The 19,190-nt window shown below is 45.8% G+C and carries 12 protein-coding genes; all 12 read right to left on the bottom strand.

The features are described 5' to 3' along the window. Positions 1–771: 771 nt before the first annotated feature. The 12 genes from rpsI to ACTNCK_RS04090 all read right to left on the bottom strand — a co-directional run bounded on the left by rpsI (position 772) and on the right by ACTNCK_RS04090 (position 19,135). Positions 772–1,167: a 30S ribosomal protein S9 gene (rpsI, locus tag ACTNCK_RS04145; RefSeq protein ID WP_441081125.1), complete on the bottom strand. Its 396-nt coding sequence runs from the start codon at positions 1,165–1,167 to the stop codon at positions 772–774. 18 nt (positions 1,168–1,185) lie between these two features. After that, positions 1,186–1,602 (bottom strand): 50S ribosomal protein L13, encoded by a 417-nt coding sequence (gene rplM / locus ACTNCK_RS04140; protein WP_441081130.1) that lies wholly within the window; start codon positions 1,600–1,602, stop codon positions 1,186–1,188. Between the two features lie 140 nt (positions 1,603–1,742). After that, positions 1,743–5,489: an Ig-like domain-containing protein gene (locus tag ACTNCK_RS04135; protein WP_441081124.1), complete on the bottom strand. Its 3,747-nt coding sequence runs from the start codon at positions 5,487–5,489 to the stop codon at positions 1,743–1,745. A 12-nt stretch (positions 5,490–5,501) separates the two neighbouring features. Continuing rightward, positions 5,502–7,232 (bottom strand): CDP-glycerol glycerophosphotransferase family protein, encoded by a 1,731-nt coding sequence (locus ACTNCK_RS04130; protein ID WP_441081123.1) that lies wholly within the window; start codon positions 7,230–7,232, stop codon positions 5,502–5,504. Continuing rightward, the gene (locus ACTNCK_RS04125) at positions 7,229–7,948 is read right to left on the bottom strand and encodes an IspD/TarI family cytidylyltransferase (RefSeq protein WP_441081122.1); all 720 of its coding nucleotides are present in this window, start codon (positions 7,946–7,948) and stop codon (positions 7,229–7,231) included. Before ACTNCK_RS04125 ends, ACTNCK_RS04130 begins: the two co-directional genes overlap by 4 nt. Beyond that, positions 7,948–8,670 (bottom strand): ribulose-phosphate 3-epimerase, encoded by a 723-nt coding sequence (locus tag ACTNCK_RS04120; RefSeq protein WP_441081121.1) that lies wholly within the window; start codon positions 8,668–8,670, stop codon positions 7,948–7,950. The genes ACTNCK_RS04125 and ACTNCK_RS04120 overlap by 1 nt, the downstream gene beginning before the upstream one ends. Next, positions 8,663–9,718, bottom strand: coding sequence for a galactitol-1-phosphate 5-dehydrogenase (locus tag ACTNCK_RS04115; protein ID WP_441081120.1), 1,056 nt, complete (start codon positions 9,716–9,718; stop codon positions 8,663–8,665). Before ACTNCK_RS04115 ends, ACTNCK_RS04120 begins: the two co-directional genes overlap by 8 nt. A gap of 86 nt (positions 9,719–9,804) precedes the next feature. After that, the gene (locus ACTNCK_RS04110; protein ID WP_441081119.1) at positions 9,805–11,229 is read right to left on the bottom strand and encodes a polysaccharide pyruvyl transferase family protein; all 1,425 of its coding nucleotides are present in this window, start codon (positions 11,227–11,229) and stop codon (positions 9,805–9,807) included. Further along, on the bottom strand, positions 11,226–12,140 hold the full coding sequence (locus ACTNCK_RS04105; RefSeq protein ID WP_441081118.1) for a LicD family protein: 915 nt from the start codon (positions 12,138–12,140) through the stop codon (positions 11,226–11,228). The genes ACTNCK_RS04110 and ACTNCK_RS04105 overlap by 4 nt, the downstream gene beginning before the upstream one ends. A gap of 326 nt (positions 12,141–12,466) precedes the next feature. After that, positions 12,467–14,008: a radical SAM protein gene (locus tag ACTNCK_RS04100; RefSeq protein WP_441081116.1), complete on the bottom strand. Its 1,542-nt coding sequence runs from the start codon at positions 14,006–14,008 to the stop codon at positions 12,467–12,469. 152 nt (positions 14,009–14,160) lie between these two features. After that, the gene (locus tag ACTNCK_RS04095; RefSeq protein ID WP_441081114.1) at positions 14,161–17,982 is read right to left on the bottom strand and encodes an EAL domain-containing protein; all 3,822 of its coding nucleotides are present in this window, start codon (positions 17,980–17,982) and stop codon (positions 14,161–14,163) included. A 64-nt stretch (positions 17,983–18,046) separates the two neighbouring features. Then, complete coding sequence (locus tag ACTNCK_RS04090; protein ID WP_441081113.1) at positions 18,047–19,135, bottom strand: glycosyltransferase; 1,089 nt, start codon at positions 19,133–19,135, stop codon at positions 18,047–18,049. Between the last annotated feature and the right edge of the window lie 55 nt (positions 19,136–19,190).

The following is a 19,190-nucleotide window of genomic DNA, read 5'->3' as shown; positions in this document are numbered from 1 at the left end:
GGTGAGAGGTGTGAGGTGTGAGGTTTGAGGAAACAGAAGCCAAGAGTTAGGGCTCAGAGGTCCAGTAGTTAATAAACAATAATAGTTTTTTGAATGAACAGTTCATATGGCGGTAGCTGTATGGACTGTTTTTTGATGCACTGTTAATATGGCGGTAAGTGAGGTGAGAGGTGTGAGGTGTGAGGTTTGAGGAAACAGAAGCCAAGAGTTAGGGCTCAGAGGTCCAGTAGTTAATAAACAATAATAGTTTTTTGAATGAACAGTTCATATGGCAGAGCTGTATGGACTGTTTTTTAATGCACTGTTAATATGGCGGTAACTGAGGTGAGAGGTGAGAGGTGTGAGGTTTGAGGTTTGAGGAAACAGAAGCCAATAGTTAAGGCTCAGAGGTCCAGTAGTTAATAAACAATAATAGTTTTTTGAATGAACAGTTCATATGGCAGAGCTGTATGGACTGTTTTTTAATGCACTGTTAATATGGCGGTCGCCATATGCGCTATTTCTAATGTACTGTTAATATGGCGGTTGCCATATGCGCTATTTCTAATGTACTGTTCAAATGACAATAATCGTATGTGTATTTTCTATTTCGCCAGGTCAACACCTAAGCCTGCAAGTACCTCTCACCTCTCACCTCTCACCTCTCACCTCATACCTCTCACCTCACACCTCTCACCTCATACCTCTACTCAAAAAAAGACATCCCAGTCTGAATGCAAGCATTCATCTGGAACGTCTTTTTTACAAGCGCATGGCTCATTGCTACGCGCATTATCTCTTTGAGAACTGTGGTGCACGACGTGCCTTCTTTAAGCCGTACTTCTTTCTTTCCTTCATACGTGGATCACGTGTAAGGAATCCGGCCTTCTTAAGTGCAGGACGATACTCCTCATCGGCCTCAAGAAGAGCTCTTGAGATTCCGTGACGGATAGCTCCGGCCTGACCTGTGTATCCACCGCCCTTGACGTTTACTAATACATCAAACTTATCAGTTGTGCCGGTAAGCTCAAGCGGCTGACGAACGACAACCTTTAATGTCTCAAGACCGAAATACTTGTCGATATCCTCTTTATTGATAGTGATCTTTCCTGTGCCCGGAACGAGGTATACTCTTGCTACAGAAGACTTCCTTCTGCCTGTCCCGTAATATCTGTTACCATTTGCCATTTTCTAATCCTCCACGCATTAAAACTCAAGTGCTTCAGGCTTCTGAGCTGCATGCTTGTGGTCAGGGCCTGCATATACGAAAAGCTTCTTGTACATCTGACGGCCAAGAGGTCCCTTCGGGAGCATTCCCTTAACAGCGATCTCGATGACACGGTCCGGATGTCTCTCAAGCATCTCCTTGAGACTAGCACTCTTTAATCCGCCTACATAATCAGAATGACGGTAATAAATCTTCTGCTCAAGCTTCTTTCCGCTGACCTTGATCTTGTCAGCGTTTACAACGATAACATAATCGCCGCAATCCTCGTGAGGGGTAAAGATCGGCTTGTTCTTGCCGCGTAAAACCTTTGCGACTTCTGATGCGAGACGACCAAGTGTCTGTCCCTCGGCATCTACAACATACCATTTGCGGCAAACCTTATCAGGGTTTGGCATATAAGTGGTGTTCATTGATATATCCTCCAAATTAACCTGTCTTCCTGACCCGCGAATGTACCGACACGGACCGGGATATATTGATGAAATGATGTTCGGGGCTATTGAACCATCATTTTCACATCAGCCTTAATAGTGTACTACTCTTCTTCATCGCTGTCAAGCTGTTTCACTACAAATGATACAGGATCTGACTGACCTGATGAATTCTCCAGATAAACCTTCAGATGAGTTCCCTTCTTTCTGAGCTTCTTCGGCAGAGTCAGCTTATATACAAAGCCATCAGCAGTCTTTTCCTCCGGCCTTGCCTTAACAAAGGTCTTGCCGCTCTTCAGGACCGCAGTACAGCTCCTGTTTCCAACAGCTATGATAACAGACGTATCAGTCGTTATTCTTTCATTTGAAACCACAGGCCTATCAGGAACAGCCTCAGAAACAGTCTCTGTCTCTATGTCCTTAAGGCCTCCGCTTGCATTCCTTACGATCAGATATACCTTATCCTTGTAAGAAAGCGGCGTCTCAAGCTTATATTCAAAGGATCCGTCCTCACCCAGACTTACGGCCTTCTTCTCACCATTTATCAGAAGAACCGCACGTACATCAGGGCCTCCCTCATATATCGATCCGGAGATAACTGTATCCTGATCATTTATAGTGGAAATCTCGCCGTTTTCTGTGTACTTATCATAGTAATCTTTAAGTGACTTCATGGTAGTCTCTCTTGCAAGACTGTTTCTTGTCACTCCGTCTCTTATATCAGAAGCAGTTACGCTTACCTTGGTCCCGACAGCCTCGCTGTCAGCTTCTATAACGAACTTACCATCGCTTCCAGCTGTTCCTGTATAGGTCTTTCCGCTTCCTGTCCGGACTGTTATCGTATAGCTATCAGATGTCGGCTTCGGTATGCTTCCAGAGATCAGGGCATCCTCTGCTATAACAGTGCTTACCTTAGGCTGGTTAGGAGCGACCTCATTTACGGTCCTTGAAGTAAGGGTTGACAGCCTCCCTATCCAGTCCACACCATAGATCTTATAATTCTCTCCTGTCATAGGAACAGGTATCTTTATAGAAAACGTATCCCCTGTTCTTGTCATGGTAACAGACTTCTTTGTAAGGCTGTCCTTGCAAAGGCTGCTTTCCTTATACTGTGACTGGGCGTCCTTAGGCACATAGACCTTGCTGCCGCACTGAACCAGGATAGAGCAGAGTGGATCATCATGAAATACTCCGCTTATAGTCGTATCAGTATTATTTATCTGATTTACGACAGAAGGCGCATTGGCTCCTGTCCGCTGTACTGTTCCGGTCACGACGCTGCTCCTGCGTCCCTGTATATCTGTCTGATAGATCTGATAGCTGTCTCCTGCATTACCAGGCCTTTCCAGATTGAAGGTAAACCTTCCGTTCTGATCTGCCTTTGTATCCACATCCATTCCAGACATCTTGAGATTTACGACTGCGAACGGAGAAGCGTTTCCAGTTATGACCTTCTTTCTGTTCGAGATCTGTACGACAGTAGGAGCCACTGAAACTGTACCGTCTATATTATTTATACGTACGTAGCAGACATTCACATTACCCAGAGTATCCTCAGCAAACACTGTATAGGTACCATTCTGCGTAACAGTAAAGCTATCGCCTGAGACCTCCGTCGCATAGCTTCTCACATCATCATTAGCCTTGTAGGTCCCTCCTGTATATGAGATCCTGCTGACTCCTGAGATATCATTTGCAAGCACCTTTACTGTCACAGGATCTCCTGTGACCTGAGTTTCCAGAGGCGAGGCCGTGACGAATGGTCCGCTCTTGTCAGCAAGCTCATCAGGTGTCCCCAGAGCTGCCTTGTAAAAGGTAAATCCATTTTCTGCAGCTATTTCTCCCTGATACCAGGCCCGGGACTTTGCCACCTCTGATGCATCTGCTGATGACTTTATTATATAGTCGCTTCCCTGAGGGAAGGCAATCTTCCAGTTACCGTCCGTTAACATTGCAAGCCTTCCGTCCACTGTCTGTGTCTTCATATAGGTCTCGAGCATGGAGCTTATATGGGCGGTCTTGCTTACTATGCACTGCTTTTCTGCCACCTTTGAAAAGGTCGGGTCAAACGTTGATGAGATATTTTTAGAAACAAGGATAAATATCTGGTCGTCCGATACAGGTACCCCATTTCTTGTGAGACTTATGATCCTGTTGGAATCTGATATCTTTTCTCCGTCCTCATTATATCTTGCAGGCTTTGAAGGATCCACGACATATTCGATACCGTCATATACCCGAAAGCCGTTCCAGTTGTTCTGATGGTCCGGAGTAAGAACAGGCTTTAAGCCCTGGTCAACAAGTTTCTTCGTCTCAGCGTCCCACTTGGCCGATGCTGCAGATGCAGGATCCTGATAGAATCTCGCGACCTGATACTCAAGAGATTCCTTCAGCTGGGCTCCTGTCATATAATAGACCTTGGCTCTCTGCTGATTGAAGGCCTCGAGATTCAAAAGGTCCTTTACCTGGACAGTCCCGTCTATCTTCAGATAATCAGACGAATTTTTCCCTCCGAGCTGGTACTGGGTGGAGGCTATTACCGGTGCGTTCTTATATCTGTCATCAAGATTTTTTACTGCACGGATACCATATTCGATCTTGGCAGAGTTTGCGAGATGGATCAGAGGATTATCCTCTATCATTCCAAAATAATTATCTGCATTCTGATCTGTAGAAGTCACTGTTCTGTCATAGATCTTCTGATAAATCTCATCATACTTCTTGTTGATAGAAACTATATCAGGATCCTCGGGATCAGAATCCTTGATCTTTCTGATCTTTGCGGTCTGATACTTAATGTATGGTTTGCCGGCTGCACTGAAGCCGAGCTTGATATCGGCTATTCCGAGTGAGGATGCATGATCCTTCTCCTCGATAAGTGCCTTGCCATGCATAAGCCCGTCCCCATCGGTATCAGAATAGTCATAATATGGCTCTGCCTTGGCTGAATCATAAGGGAAATCCATATGAGTATGCCCGGCACAGACTGCATCCACCTCAGGAATTGCTGTAACCGCATATCCGACATTGTCATCAAGCTTCTTTGCTTTTTCTGACCCTATGCCTGAATGGATCAGAGCAATGACTAAGTCAGCTCCATCCCTCTTAAGGGCCTTGGCCTCCGATCTTACCGATTCGACAATGTCCCTGGTCTCTATTATCCCCTGCCATGAAACAGCTGTAGCAAGAGATGTCACCTCGGTTGCATCCGAATCAGACTCAGAGCTCATTCCATCCTTTTTCCTGGTTAGTGACGGAACGACTGCACCCACGAATCCGATCCTGATAGTCTTCTTTTTCCCACTGGTGGTCGTGATGTTTTTCTTTACTATCATCCCGCTTTTGTAAAGGTTCTTTTTGGTTTTGGCGTCAACGACATTAGAGAGTACGACCTTGCTCTTCATACCTGTATCGGAAATGGCCTTCTTTATGTAATCGACTCCGTAGTCAAAATCATGATTACCAAGTGTGATGGCATCATAGCCAAGAGCCTTCATCTCCTCGTACATATACTGGGCTCCGCTGTCTGATCCCTTCATCAGACTCTCGGCTCCTATACCGTATAGATTATCTCCACAGTCTACTGTGACAGAGGTTCCGTACTTTATCTTTCTCTTTTCCTTTACAATCCCTGCTATCTGAGCCAGACTGCCTTCTCCGTCCGAGGCTGAATCATAATTCAGCTTTACACTCTGTCCATGCATGTCTGTTGTTGCAAAGATCCTGACTGTCGCTGTTCCGTATCCTTTCTTTGATGCTGCATAGGCATCAGCTGGCCCTATGCATCCTCCGATGCCTGTTGCAAGCATAGCCACCGCAAGCATAAAAGCCTTTGTGCGGGCGAACTTCAAAATATCACTCCTTTACTTTAATATTATCTGATCGATAAACCTGTCAGTTGACTTACCGTCTGTATATGTAAAATTCTTCTTCACAAACCTATCAAGCGCCTGATAATCATAGTTCTCAGTATCAGAAAGCGCGTGCAGAAGAGCCGGGAAGGTCTTTACTATGACAGATGGCGACGGAACCGTCTCCTCATATGGCTCATAGAAATCACGGCTGTTCTCATACATTCTCTGATCAAAGGCGAAGAAATACATTGGCCTTCTGAGCAGTGAAAACTCATACATTACTGAGGAATAATCGGTTATCATCACATCAGTAATGAAGAGAATGTCATTTACCTCCCTGTATTCAGACATATCGATTATATATTCCCTGTATTCCTCAGGAATATCAATCGATTCCTTCACAAATGGATGCATCTTGACAAGAAGGAGCTCATTTCTCTCTTTGAGGAAAGCTCCCCATTTCTTCCAGTCAACTCTTTCCATAGGGAAATGAGCATCCACCGCATTATTTCCACGGAATGTAGGCGCATAGAGATAAACCCTGTCCCTGCGCTTTATAATAGGGTATTCCTGACGGAGCTTTTCTACCATGCTTTTCTTATACTCTTCATCGAAGAAAATATCTGTCCTTGGAATCCCTATAGGAAGGAAAACCTTCTCAGGAAGTCCGAAGGCCTCGGCATGGTGTCTGCCGGAATGCTCTGAGCTTACAGGCATATGGGTATAGCACTTATGCACCCTGGTGTTTGTCTTTGGAGCGCCCGGCTTGCCCTCCCTTTCAAATCCGAGAGACTTGAATGCGCCGCAGGCATGCCAGACCTGGACGAATTTCACATCGCAAGGATAGTCGAACTTATAGACGAAAGGAAGGAAATCGTCGATCATTATTATGTCACTCATAGCAAGCTGCTTTGTGAACTTGAATGATCCTATGGTCCCGTAGCGCTCATTTATATTTGATTTGAAATTGAACAGGATATTGTAATCATTAAGGAGATTCCTCTCCTTCATCCTATTGTAGATATACTCCTCATTTCCACTCAGAGAGCTTCTGGAGCCTGATGCAAAAAGAATAGTCGGCTTCCTGCCTGCTGCCCGCAGCTTTTTCCTCTTCTCCTCATATCTGTTGAATTTCTTTATCAGAATGCTCTCCTTAAATGGATTGAATGCCTTTCTGGTATTGGCCTTCCACTCCCTGAAGCGCTGCTTCATGTTGTAGATGATACCCATATCCTCAAGCTGAGGCTGGTAGCGCACTCTGAAATACAGAGTATCCTCATCGAGGTCCATCATCGAAAACATCTCGAAGATCTCTCTGCCATGCTTTGCAGTATTCCTTGAAAAGGTAAACTGGAAGGGCTTTTTATCTGTATCACCACTGTCGATATCCTGCTGAGCCGGAATATACTTAAGCCTTCCGTCCTTCTCGCAGTTCCTCAGGGCAGGGGCCAGATATGAATAATACTTCTCTCCATGATTTTTAAGACGCAGGTAGTAATCTCCTGTCTCTATAGGATAAGAGTTGTTTGCTCCCAGAATATGATAGACTATATGAAACCTTCTTAGCTTGCGGTCGAAGTCCAGATGTGAGGGCTTAAGCTTACCGTGATAGGAGTCCTTTATATATATGCTGGCCTTTGACAGTTCACCTACATCTTCTGTGATATGGCCGCTTACATGCAGAAGCACTCTGGCAAAATGCACCTCATCTACTATTATACCGCTGTGTTCTTCCATCATTTGTCTCTCTCTATTCTTTCGCGCATTATCCCCTCAGCTATCATCAGATCGCCATCGCTTGTCAGCTTGATATTCTCCACATCTCCCGGAACAGTATGTATCTCTATACCCTTGGTAAGACAGATCTGGGCTGTTCCTGTGATCGTCTCCTTTTCCTCGTCGCTTAGGGAGTCAAGAGAATCCCTTAACACTGTAAGCCGGAAGGAATCAGGTGCCTGTCCATGAAAAAGCTTGCTTCTTGCAGGCATTGAATCCACCTTGGTGCCATCCTCTATCCATAGCATTGTATCTGTTGCCGGAATAGCTGCGACTACTGCCGGATACTGGTCTAAGGCATCCATTGAATCCTTCATGATCTTATCTGTCACAAAAGGACGTACAGCATCATGGATAAGGATCTTGTCAGAATCGTTTACACCATGAGTCTTATCAATGTAGTCTATGACATTCCTTATAGTGTCAAGCCTTTCCTTTCCTCCATCGATGACCTTTACATAGCTCCTGTTCAGATCCCTGTCCCTTATCATGGTCTTTAAGTACTCGTTCCACTCAGGATGGATGGCTATGATTATCTCATCGAAAAGAGCTGACTTCATAATCCTTTCAAGAGTCCAGATGATTATGGGCTTTCCGGCGATCTCTAAGAACTGCTTGGGAATATGGGCTGATTTCATCCGGTTTCCTACTCCACCGGCAAGGATAGCTGCATATCTCATCACAGATCCTCCTCCTTCCAGCCGATTGCAAGTCTCTTCTGTCTTATGACCTCGCTTACTGCTGTCTCTCCCTTATGGAAAAGTGATGATGACCCGGCCACAAATACATCGGCTCCTCTTTCATAAAGCTTTCTGGCATTCTCTATTGTGATATTGCCGTCCACCTCGATTATAAGGTCATCCTTTCCTATGGAATGGAAATATTCCCTCATCTCCTTGACCTTATCCATTGTAGAAGGTACAAGCTTCTTTCCTGCAAATCCCGGATGAACCGTCATAGCCAGAACTCCGTCAAGATCATCGAGATAAGGATCTAACACCCTGTAATCCGTCTCAGGGTTTATAGCTACAAGAGCGGTAGCCGAGAGTCTCTTAAGGTACTGCAGACACTCTGCTATATGAGTGTTGTTTTCATAATGAAAAGCGACCTGATCTCCCTCCCTGATATCGAACCAGCTCATCTTCTCAAGCGGATCCATGGTCAGGAAATGGAAATCGAATGGTATGTCGGTTATCCTCCGAAGGCTCTTGGCATAATCAGTACCAAGCGCGAAGTTGGGAACGAACTGCCCGTCCATAACATCTATATGAAGGAACTCAAGCTTTGCCTCCTTGAATTCGGTCAGATAGTAAAAAATCTTGTCAAGTCCTGCACACATCATAGATGCAGATATCTTTCCCGGATGACGGGCCGGAATCGCAGAGCTCTTTGAATCAGCCATTATATGCCTCACTTTCCTTCTCGTGCATTACAAACATTACTCTTGACTTCTGTATGCTGTGGTCCCTGAAGAAATCAAACGCCTCATCGCACTGGGACAGGCTGTACTTTCTTGTGATAAGCTTTTCAAAAGGGATCTTTTTGTCCTTCATAATTCCCGCAACCTCATGCCAGTCATTTGCCTTATCCGAATAGGATGAGTTCCAGGTACCCTTTACTGTCAGCTGCTTGCGAAGTATCCTCCAGTATACATCCCTCGGAAGATCCATATCACCGGCTGGATTACCTACGGTAACTAAGGTCCCGCCTGCTGCAACCGACTCTATGGCATCGATAAGGCACTTATTGGAGCCTACCGCCTCGAAGACGACATCCATTCCATTGCCATCGGTCGCTGCTGCCACCTGATCTGCTGTATTATTGGTGTCTATTGTTGAAAAACCAAGAGAAGCCGCAAACTCTGCCGACTCCTTTCTTCTAGCTCCTATATAGACCTCTGCGCCCTTGGTCTGGGCAAAGAAGCCGATCAGAAGTCCTATGGTACCGGAGCCTATGACAAGGACCTTGTCGCCCTTCTTCACCCCGCCGACTTCACTAGCGTGATGTCCTACTGCAGAAGGCTCTGACAGTGCAGCCACACAGTAATCGACCGAATCATCGAGAATATTTAAGTTCCAGGCCTTTATGCATCTGTATTCACACATACCTCCGTCATTTCTCGAGCCATAGTATTTGTAATTGGAACAGGTCGCATAATCGCCCTTTTTACAGGACGGGCACTCAAAGCAAGGCAGCATAGGAAATACGCTTGCCTTTTTACCGATCAGACTCTTATCGACTCCCTCACCTACTGCCTCTACCTGTCCCGCGAACTCATGTCCCGGAACTATAGGCATCACATGGGCGCCATCCTTAAAGATCCTGGCTTCATCCGACGAGCATATACCGCAGGCCATGACCTTTAAAAGGACCTCTCCCTCTCCCGGAGTCGGAACAGGAACCTCCTCACATCGGATATCACCTGGTTTATGAAGATTAAGTACTTTCATTTTATCTTTCCTTTACTTATGCTTTACAAAAATATCTGATTATTATAAATGATAAGCTAAGCCTTGTAAACACCAATTCTTACGCTTCAAATACTATTTTTCTTAAGACGATGCCTGATCTTCCTGAAGCTTTCAAACAAGCTTTTCTTCTCTGCTTCCTCAAGAGACCTGTGAAGTCCGCTTATTATGCGGTTTTTCTCATTTATCCTGTCCTTAAGCTCCTTAATCGTAGCTTCCTCACGAGAAAAATATTCACCCTCACGACGAAGTCTTTCCTTGTGCGAGGCCGTAGAAAACGGAGTCACGGCTCCATAAAGCTTCAATCCTTCAAGCCTTTTATCAAGAGGAGCCTCCTTTATATGGATATCCTTATCATAGATAGTCGAAAGTCCATTCTTATGGAGGAAATCAAGATAGTGGATGAAATTCTCTTCCTGATATTTCTCGAATTCATGAAAATCCTTTCCCTCGATCAGATCAGCAAGTCTGGAATCCGCATGAACCTCACTTATATCCACATGAGCCAGATGATGATATGTGACAAGCTCCTTCATCCTGATGTCCTTTACTATTGCAAGTGACGGCGTCCCGGCAAGCACAGGAGCTATACTTCCATGGATCCGCGGTCCCACAGCGAAATCCGCCTCTGAAGCAAAATCAAGCCAGGTCGGAACGTTAAGGAAAAACTTCGCCCTTCCATCCTTAAACAGCTCTGCATCCAAATCTCCAGGATAGAGTATGGACTTATCCCTGCTGTACGGAGCTCCTATATATATTTCCTTCAGCTCTCTGACAAGCTGCGGGATAAAGGTAAAGTCCGGATACTCCTCGGAAACACCGATAAGGAATTTCTGGATCTCATCTCCTATATATTCTCCCGGAGAACTGTATCTCGTGTCCGTGATGATTATCCTTGACTCCGGTTTCAGATCAGCCTCTTTTTTAAGAGTAAGATCAGGGCCAAAGGTATACATAGACGGACATCCAATAACTGTAACCGAATCCTCTGGGAAGCCTAGTTTTTCGGTAAGATATCTGTAGGTCGACTCACCTCTTACCCCGACGATTGCAGAGTGCTTAAGGACCTCCGAAACAAGTTCCCTTACAGCATCATCCTGCGGCAGAGGATTCATTATATTGCCCTGACTGCCTGATGATACTCCGACTCCGACTATCACTACCGGTATGGTAAGCTTCTTTATGAAGGATGTCAGTCGCTTCATAGATCTTATGAAGTCGCTTCTGAATGCATCTGCAAACGGAATGATATAGGCCTCATACTCACTGTTTATTCTTTCAGCGTCCCTATCAGTGTATTTCCCGAATTCACCATAATAATGATCGGCCTCGATCTCTACATCCTGACCTGTCATAAGGGCTCTCAAGACACTGTTCGCATAGATCAGATTCCCTACATTTCCGCCTATAGCATCATCAAATATGGTTTTTGTGGCGTAGAGGTTTTCAAGGACTGTGGTCCCTGCCCTCATTAGGATCTTCTTCCTTGTCAACTTTCGTCCTCCTTGAATTTCAGCTCATAAAGCACATGCCGCTCACGTTTCTCCTCAGGCGGCAGCTGCATATAATCCCCCGGATAAAGGGCATGGAAATAATTGTCATAGTCCTTTGTCACCGGAAAATATGAATTCTCGAATTTCATCCTTTCAGTATCGCAGTATTTTTCCCTCTCATACATCTCTCCGAAAAAATGCTTCCTTCCGGCAGGAAATGAAACATATTTCGAATGATCATCATGGCACATGGAGTAAAAATGCTGTACTCTCCTGTACCACCACCATGGGGTAAGCGAAGGAAGCGCTCCTATCGCGGCCTTTATCCTTATAAGTCTCTGTCCCCTTTTATTTCCTTCTGCCAGATGCAGAAAGGCTTTCTTTTCCTTATGCATCCTGATGCAGGAGAGAATAAGCGAGCCTCCGTCACAGAGTATCCCCTGAATACGGCGCTTAAGCGGATTATCGAAAACATTCTCAAGGATCCAGAGGTCGACCTTGATACCGCACTTTCCGTCTTCCTGCCAGAGGTACTCCCTAAACGTCGTACCCTTAAGCTGGACCTGGGCAAAGGAGCTGTAGTAGCCCGGTGTCCTAAGCGGTGCCTCGACATAGTACTTCTCAGGGTACTTCTCCTCTATCAGATCGCAGAGTCTGTCTATATCCTTCCTTGATACATTAAGATCCAGATCATCATCCCAGGGTATGAAGCCCTGATGCCTTACTGCCCCAAGCGCTGATCCTCCGCCTAGCATATATGGAATGTCATTCTCCTCACAGAGCTCTGCTATGTCCTTTGCGATCGAATAAACGACCCCCTGGACCTTCTTTATCTCCGCGGGTGTCAGCTGGTGGAGTCCCAATGCCCGGGACAGATTCTGTCTGAACAGATCCGTAGTCTCAAGAGCCATATCATTTCCTTCCTTTATGTCCGTTGTGACATATTCCTTATTATGATATCACAATTATGGCATAAAAAAAAGACCTCCTGAAATCAGGAGGTATTATAAGGAAGTTCTGCTCGCTAAGCTCAAGCTGCGCCTGCGGCTTGCTTTCGCTAACAAGGAAGCTGTCTTCGTTAAGCTCGAACTTCGTCTTCGACTCGTTCTCGCTTACAAGGAAGTTCTTTTCGCTAAATTCGAGCTTCGCCTATGGCTCGCTCTCATTAATCTCAAAGAACGACCTCGCCTGTGGTTCGAGCTTCGTCTTCGACTCGCTCTTACCTACAGGCTTTCGGTCATGCATCCTTTCTCAGGGCTTCCTCCTCTACCTGTGAGGAACGGTATGCTGCAAGCTCAGGATGCTGTCTGCACTCATCTGTCACATCATCCTCTGTCTGGAAGGCTGCAAGCTCAGGATGAGCCACATGCTCCTCTGAGTAATTCTCGTATGACTTTTTCTTATGGGTCTCTGACTTCCATACCTCTTCGGCTACCGGAGCCCATTCTCTTGCATAGTCGTCACACTTCTCGCAGAGATGCTCAACACTCTCCGGAGACTCAAGGTTTGTCTGCTGGGCACCTGTATCATGCACCATCTTGCGCAGAAGGGTAGGGTTCTCCAGCATAGGGCATGGACGAAGCTGGTTCCTGTTGAAAGGCTGTCCCTTATGATACTCCATGAAGAGAGGGCTCTGCAGGATCTCAAGTATAGACTTGTCGTTTATATTCGAATCCGAGAAATGGATGAACACGCATGGCTCAGCATCACCGTTTGAATTGATATGGAAGTAGTTCCTTCCTCCGGCAATACATCCGCCTACGTACTCTCCGTCGTTCTGGAAATCCATAGGGAAGAATGAGAAATCGCACTTGTCACTTCTGACATAGCGGATACGGTCAATTATGTACTTCCTCTGCTCTACTGTAGGCATAAGCTCTGGTACAGCATTGTTCCCTACTGGCATGAAGTGGAAGTAGAAGCCGAATCTGGCACCTTTATTCTCAAGCAGATGGAAGAAATCATCGCTTGTAACTGCCTCGATATTTTCTCTTGTATAGCATACTGAAGTACCGAATACAATACCATGCTTACGAAGGATATCCATAGCCTCCATAACCTTGGCATAGTGTCCGTTTCCACGACGCTCATCGTTGGTATCTGGAGTTCCCTCGAGAGAAAGCATGAAGGTGATATTGCCAAGCTGTCTTACCTTCTCGGCAAGCTCATCTGTGATCAGGGTAGAATTGGAATATAGTCCGAAGAAGCAGTCATTGTGCTTCTCTGCCAGACGGAAAATATCCTTCATACGAACGGTAGGTTCTCCGCCTGTCATCATATACAGATATGCTCCGAGTTCCTTACCCTGAGTGACGATCTTATCCATCTGCTCGAATGTCAGATTTGCCTTGTGGCCATAGGTACCTGACCAGCATCCTACGCAATGCATATTACATGCCATCGTAGGATCAAAGAGGATGAGCCATGGGATATTGCAGTGATACTTCTCACGGTTGGCTCTGATCGTCTTGGTTCCACGGAAAAATGCTTCGTATCCGAGATTAAGAAGCATTGTCTTGGCATAGTGAGGATCAGTCTCGTCGATTACTCTGTTGATGAATTTCATCCAGCGGTTATTCGGATCCATGACTGCCTTCTTGGCAGCTGCAAGTGTATCCTTGTTCGCATCCTTCCAGAAGGTTCCTGCCGCATCAACGAGCTTGGCATATGTAGCTCCTCTGTCAGCATAATCCTTTTTCTTGATATGCTTTAAAAATCCGTCTATAGCTGTCTCGAAAGCCTTTCTCTCTGCAGCATGGGAAAGCTCCTTAAGTCCCATTGGTAATTCCTCCTGTCCTTATTAATGTTTTATATCTTAAAATACATGGATTTTATTAATTTCGTTAAAGATTCTAATATCATGCCCATCTTTTGTCCATAAACAAAAAGGTGGTTTTGTCAGTCTGATGGACAAAACCACTCTTTTGTAGGTCACTTTCCGGCATCGCGATTGTGCATCTTTACCTTATTTGCATACATATGCTCGTCAGCTTCTCTTAAGATATCATCTATATTGTCGTCAGGCGAGGTACGGAGCGCGCAGCCTAAGGCAACGCTTATACTTTCCTTTTCAAAGTTCTGCCTGAGCGCCCGCATCACCTGATCAGCCTGCAGTATATTATTAAGCTCTATAACGACCACGAACTCATCACCGCCAAGGCGGAATACCCTGTCATTGCCGGCATAGGAGGCCATGATATTTGCAGCTGATCTGATCAGCTCATCTCCGCTGTCATGCCCCTCATTATCATTTATCTCCTTCAGATGATTGAGGTCGGCATAGACAAATATCAGAGGCCTGTTCCTGTCTATTCCAGCTACCGCTGTCTTTAAGGCTCTCCTGTTCATCACATTGGTAAGGAAATCCCTCTGTCCGAGCTCATCCAGATAGCTCATAGTATTCCTCGATCTGATCAGCACCGAGACAAATCTTGACAGGCTTAAAAGGATGCTTTCGGATGTACCTATGATCGACGGATCAGGATTATCTATTCCTATAAAGCCTATCATCTTGCCCTTCATCTTGAGCGGCACCTCAATGAGCGAATGTATATCCTGCGGCTTCAGCCATTCATACAAAGGAGTTCCGCGATATTCCTCGGCATCCTCGATAACGAATGTACTGTTCATATCAAATGCGTCGTAGAATGGCGATGCATCTGCAATAGGCACATGATTCAGATTGTCCTTTTGTCTGCTGACTCCCTCGGCCACCCATTCATAGGTGTTGACCAGATAGTCATCAAACTGTTCGAAGATATAGGCTCTGTCAGCTCTTAACTCCTGACCCACTCCGAAAAGGATACGGTCAAGTGCCTTGTCAGAGCTTTCCTCCTCGAAGGCCTGACTTATCAGATCATTTACCCTTATACGCCTGTGAAGGACATTGTTTACCATCTCAGCCTGTCTCATATTGTCAGTCAGAGAGAAGGCGAATGATGCCTTTACCTTACTGTCACCGTAGACAAGGATCGTATCCCTCATCAGATAGTCCTGTCCGCTGACCTGATTATGATAGCTGCGGCTTACAAATCTGCCGACGTCCAGCATTGGGTTTGAGCAGTGATCACAGATATGGTCATAATGGTGGATCACCTGATAGCACTTGAGTCCTTTGTATTCAAAATTGTCCGGAAGACCCAGATCTCTCTTCAGAGCCTTGTTCATATACAAAAGCTCATAGGTGTTCAAATCTGCAAAGTATATCCTCTCGTCTACACCTTCCATCTGATCGGAAGTGACTACGATCCTGTCCGCACCTGCTGTAGTCTCCATTGCAGACTCACCGGCCCTCCTCCTTTCGAGCACCGACAGATACTCCTCAGGTCGATATCCTTCGGTGGAATCGACCATAGAATATGTCATCTGAAGCTCTGCAGGCAGATCTGCTATAAGCTTTGTATCCGAAAGCCTTGAGTAGAGCGCGAAGACCTTCTTTCTTACCTCAGCCGGCTCCTCCTTGGAGATCACGATGAATCTGGATGCATCCACCCTTCCGCATACATAGGATCTGGAGAAGGTTGTCCTAAGCTGCTCAGAGAGGAAGCGGTAGTATTTCTGCTTATAGTTTTCCGAATCCTTATGTCTGTCCCAGCTGTTGTCCACTATATCGATAAGAGCTGCTGAAAACCTTTCCTTATGGCGTCTGTAGTTGTCATAGAAATTCACAAGGGACAGAAGGACGCCTCGCGAATTCATAAGCGAAGTGACCTGATCCGAGAAGATCTCTGTCCCGTCTCCCATATCGGTACTGTCATTTATCTGATGAAAATATCCGACAAGACCCACTATCCGGTCCGCCCTATAGACCGGGAACTTGCTTGCAGAGATCAGCCTGACCTCACCATTTACCACTGTGTGTCCTATTGAATCGATTATACGCTTACCATGCCTTATGACAGCAAGCTCATCATCTCTGTACGGCTCATCATCCACGTGCCAGCCGATCTCGTCATCTGTCTTGCCCAGAATATCATCGGCATTTGCAATGCCGTAATAGTCGAGGAATGACTGGCTCACCCCCCTGAAACGGCGGTTATCATCCTTCCAGAAAAACTTGATCCTTGAATTCTCAGTAATACTTTTCCAGGTCGCTATCTCATCAAAGATCTCCGGCTTATGGCTTCCTGACAGCTTAAATGTATCATCAATCCGGTTGATAACCCCGACAGGGTCGACAGAATCATTTAGAATAGATTTCCTCTGCAGCACCAGATATTCTCCGGAGTCTCCGCCGCGAAGGCCGAGCACATCGAACTCGTCCCAGCGAAAGGTGCCGTCATATTTCCTGACCTTAAAGCATTCTCCGGTATGATTGTCGCCCACCCTTTTAAGAGTCTTTTTGATATTTACAGGCGAGAAAAATTCTATGAACCTGTCCCTGTCACTCTTGTCGACTATAGTGTCTGCCAGCTCGTTAAACCTCTGTCTGATCTTGAAATATATATCTCCGGCCTTCTCATCCGACGAATCCGTCTCTACTACCTCGACCGTATCCTCCTTTGGATTCACCAGATATACCCTGGAATATATCTGTGTTGTCTCCCTTAAAAGATCGTTGAAGTGCCGCTTCTCCTTCTGAGTGATATCATAAGTGATATTATACATAGAGAGGAGATGCATGTAATGATCGTTCACCCCGGCCAGTGTCCTGATATGGAGCCTGTAGTACTGACCGCTGTAGACGAGATTGAATACCTCGTCCTTTTCGCTTCTCTTTGCAGTATCGAGCAGGGCAGCCATCCTGTCACTTAGCCTCTTATCAAACGAGAATACATCTCGGCTGTCCTCAGGCAGTCCCATAGACCTGGCTATCTCGGCGATCGGCTGTCTGGACCTGTCATTAAAATAAGCTATGCTTAAATTGCCTTTTTTCTCCTCAAGCAGGATGACAGGCTCCTCACTTAAGAAATCGACGCTTCCTGCCACATCATAGAGATAGGCCTCATCAGCTGTCTCTGCCTCCAGACCGAAGTCAGCACAGTGCTGCAACAGGACATCGTAAGGCATCGGTGCCCCGTAGAAATATCCCTGGATCTTCTCACAGCCAATCTTCTTTAAGAAGTCCACCTGCTCCCTGGTCTCGGCTCCCTCTGTAAGAGTATGGATCTGAAGCGACTTGGCCATACGGACTATCGAGGCCACTATATTCTTCCCGCGCTCATTGAATCCGCGAAGAAAGGCCATGTCGATCTTTATCTCATCGAAGCTGTAGTCCTTTAGCACATTGAGAGTAGAATAGCCGCTTCCGAAATCATCCATCCAGATATCATAGCCCTGATCATGGAAAAGCCCGAACATGGAATGCAGCTTGTCAGGATCTGATATCAGTGTACTCTCTGTGATCTCGACCTTCAGAAGCCGCCTGTTGATCCCGTACTTCTTCACACAATCCTCTGTCACCTGATATGGATCTGACTCAGCAAAGTCCACCCTGCTCAGGTTGAAGGAAACAGGTACTATGCTTTCACCCTTGTCGCTCCTGTCACGGATCATCCTTGCGACCTGATCTATCACAAACAGATCCAGCTTCTGGATCTGCCTTGTCTTTTCAAGTACAGGAATAAAGACCCCGGGAGAAATGACCCCACGGACCGGCTCTATCCATCTGGTCAGCGCCTCTACGCTTGACAGCTTCCCTGTAAGGGCTCTTACTACAGGCTGATAGTAAACCTGTATCCAGCCGTTTTCTATAGCCCGATCTATATTCTCTGCAATATACTGGTCAAGTCCTTTTTTATCATTATCTCTCATAAATAAAACCTTTTATAAATCATTCCCCGCCTTTACAACTGTTTTTATAATAAATAAGGAAATCTTAAAAGTCAATCCCGGCCTCCTTTTCCTTCTTAAAACATTCCCGGGCCCTTTTTTCGTCTCCTGTAAGCTGGTAATAAAGTCCCAGATTATGGTAGGCCTTGAATGAGCCAGTCCCACGCACTGTCATTGTCCTCTTATCCTCCCCTATCTCTATGCATCTCTTATAGCAGCCCTCTATCATAGGTACATAGGACATGTATCTTCTGGTATCAAAAAGTGCGAGCTTCATATAGAAAACCCCGCAGAAAAACCAGTAGTCGCTATTGTCCTTATAGTACCCTTTCACTGCCTCTGTCACAGAAAGCGCCCTTGTCATGGACTCCTCCGTATTCAGATCCATAAGCGCATACAGATATCTTATCACGCCGTCTCTTACATAATCAGTCTCAAAGGCCGAAGGAATACCGGCTATCATCTGATAGAAGCTGCCCAGATATCTGACTGCCTGCTCCTTATCCTTCTCACTCTTATATGCCGCTCCCGCCTGATAGTAGAGATAGGGATCAGACGGATCCTCTTTTATAGCTTTTAACAGATAGGGCAGATCACGTCTGCCCTTGTCTGTATCGAGATACCCGTCATGATCCGCCTCAAACGGAGTATATATCTTTATCCCGTCAAAAACCGGCTGCTCATGTATGATACCGCTGTATCTTACTCCTCGCGGAAGAAGCCTTGTTATCCTGGTCCTTGATATGTCGATGTTGCCCTCCTCATTGCGAAAGCTGTCGTATCTTGTCAGATACCCTGCCCATCTGCCGGCATATTTTTTCTCTGCCTGCTCGATAAAAAGCCTTATATCCTCCTCCGGCTTTCTCAGATATTCATCAGCATCAAGCACCAGAGAATAATCCGCCCCCCAATCCTCAGATCTCTGAAGCAAAAAATTCCTGGCCGCAGAAAAATCATCTACCCAGTCAAAGTGGTAGAGGCTGGTATTCTCAAATGATGATGCAATGTCGCAGGTGTCATCTACTGAGCCTGTATCCACAACTATTATCCTGTCAAAAAAAGGTCCGGCAGCCAGAAGACACCTCTTAATCCTGTCTGCCTCATTCCTTACGATCATAGCCGCATTTATCTTCATCTGTGATCATCCTTATTTAGAGTCTTTACCTCACTACTATACCATAAAAAGATAT

The sequence above is a fragment of the Candidatus Weimeria sp. HCP3S3_B5 genome, from assembly GCF_052064335.1.
Taxonomy (GTDB): Bacteria; Bacillota; Clostridia; order Lachnospirales; family Lachnospiraceae; genus Weimeria.
Note: the sequence above shows the minus strand (reverse complement) of the source record. Positions and strands in the feature narration are given on the sequence as shown.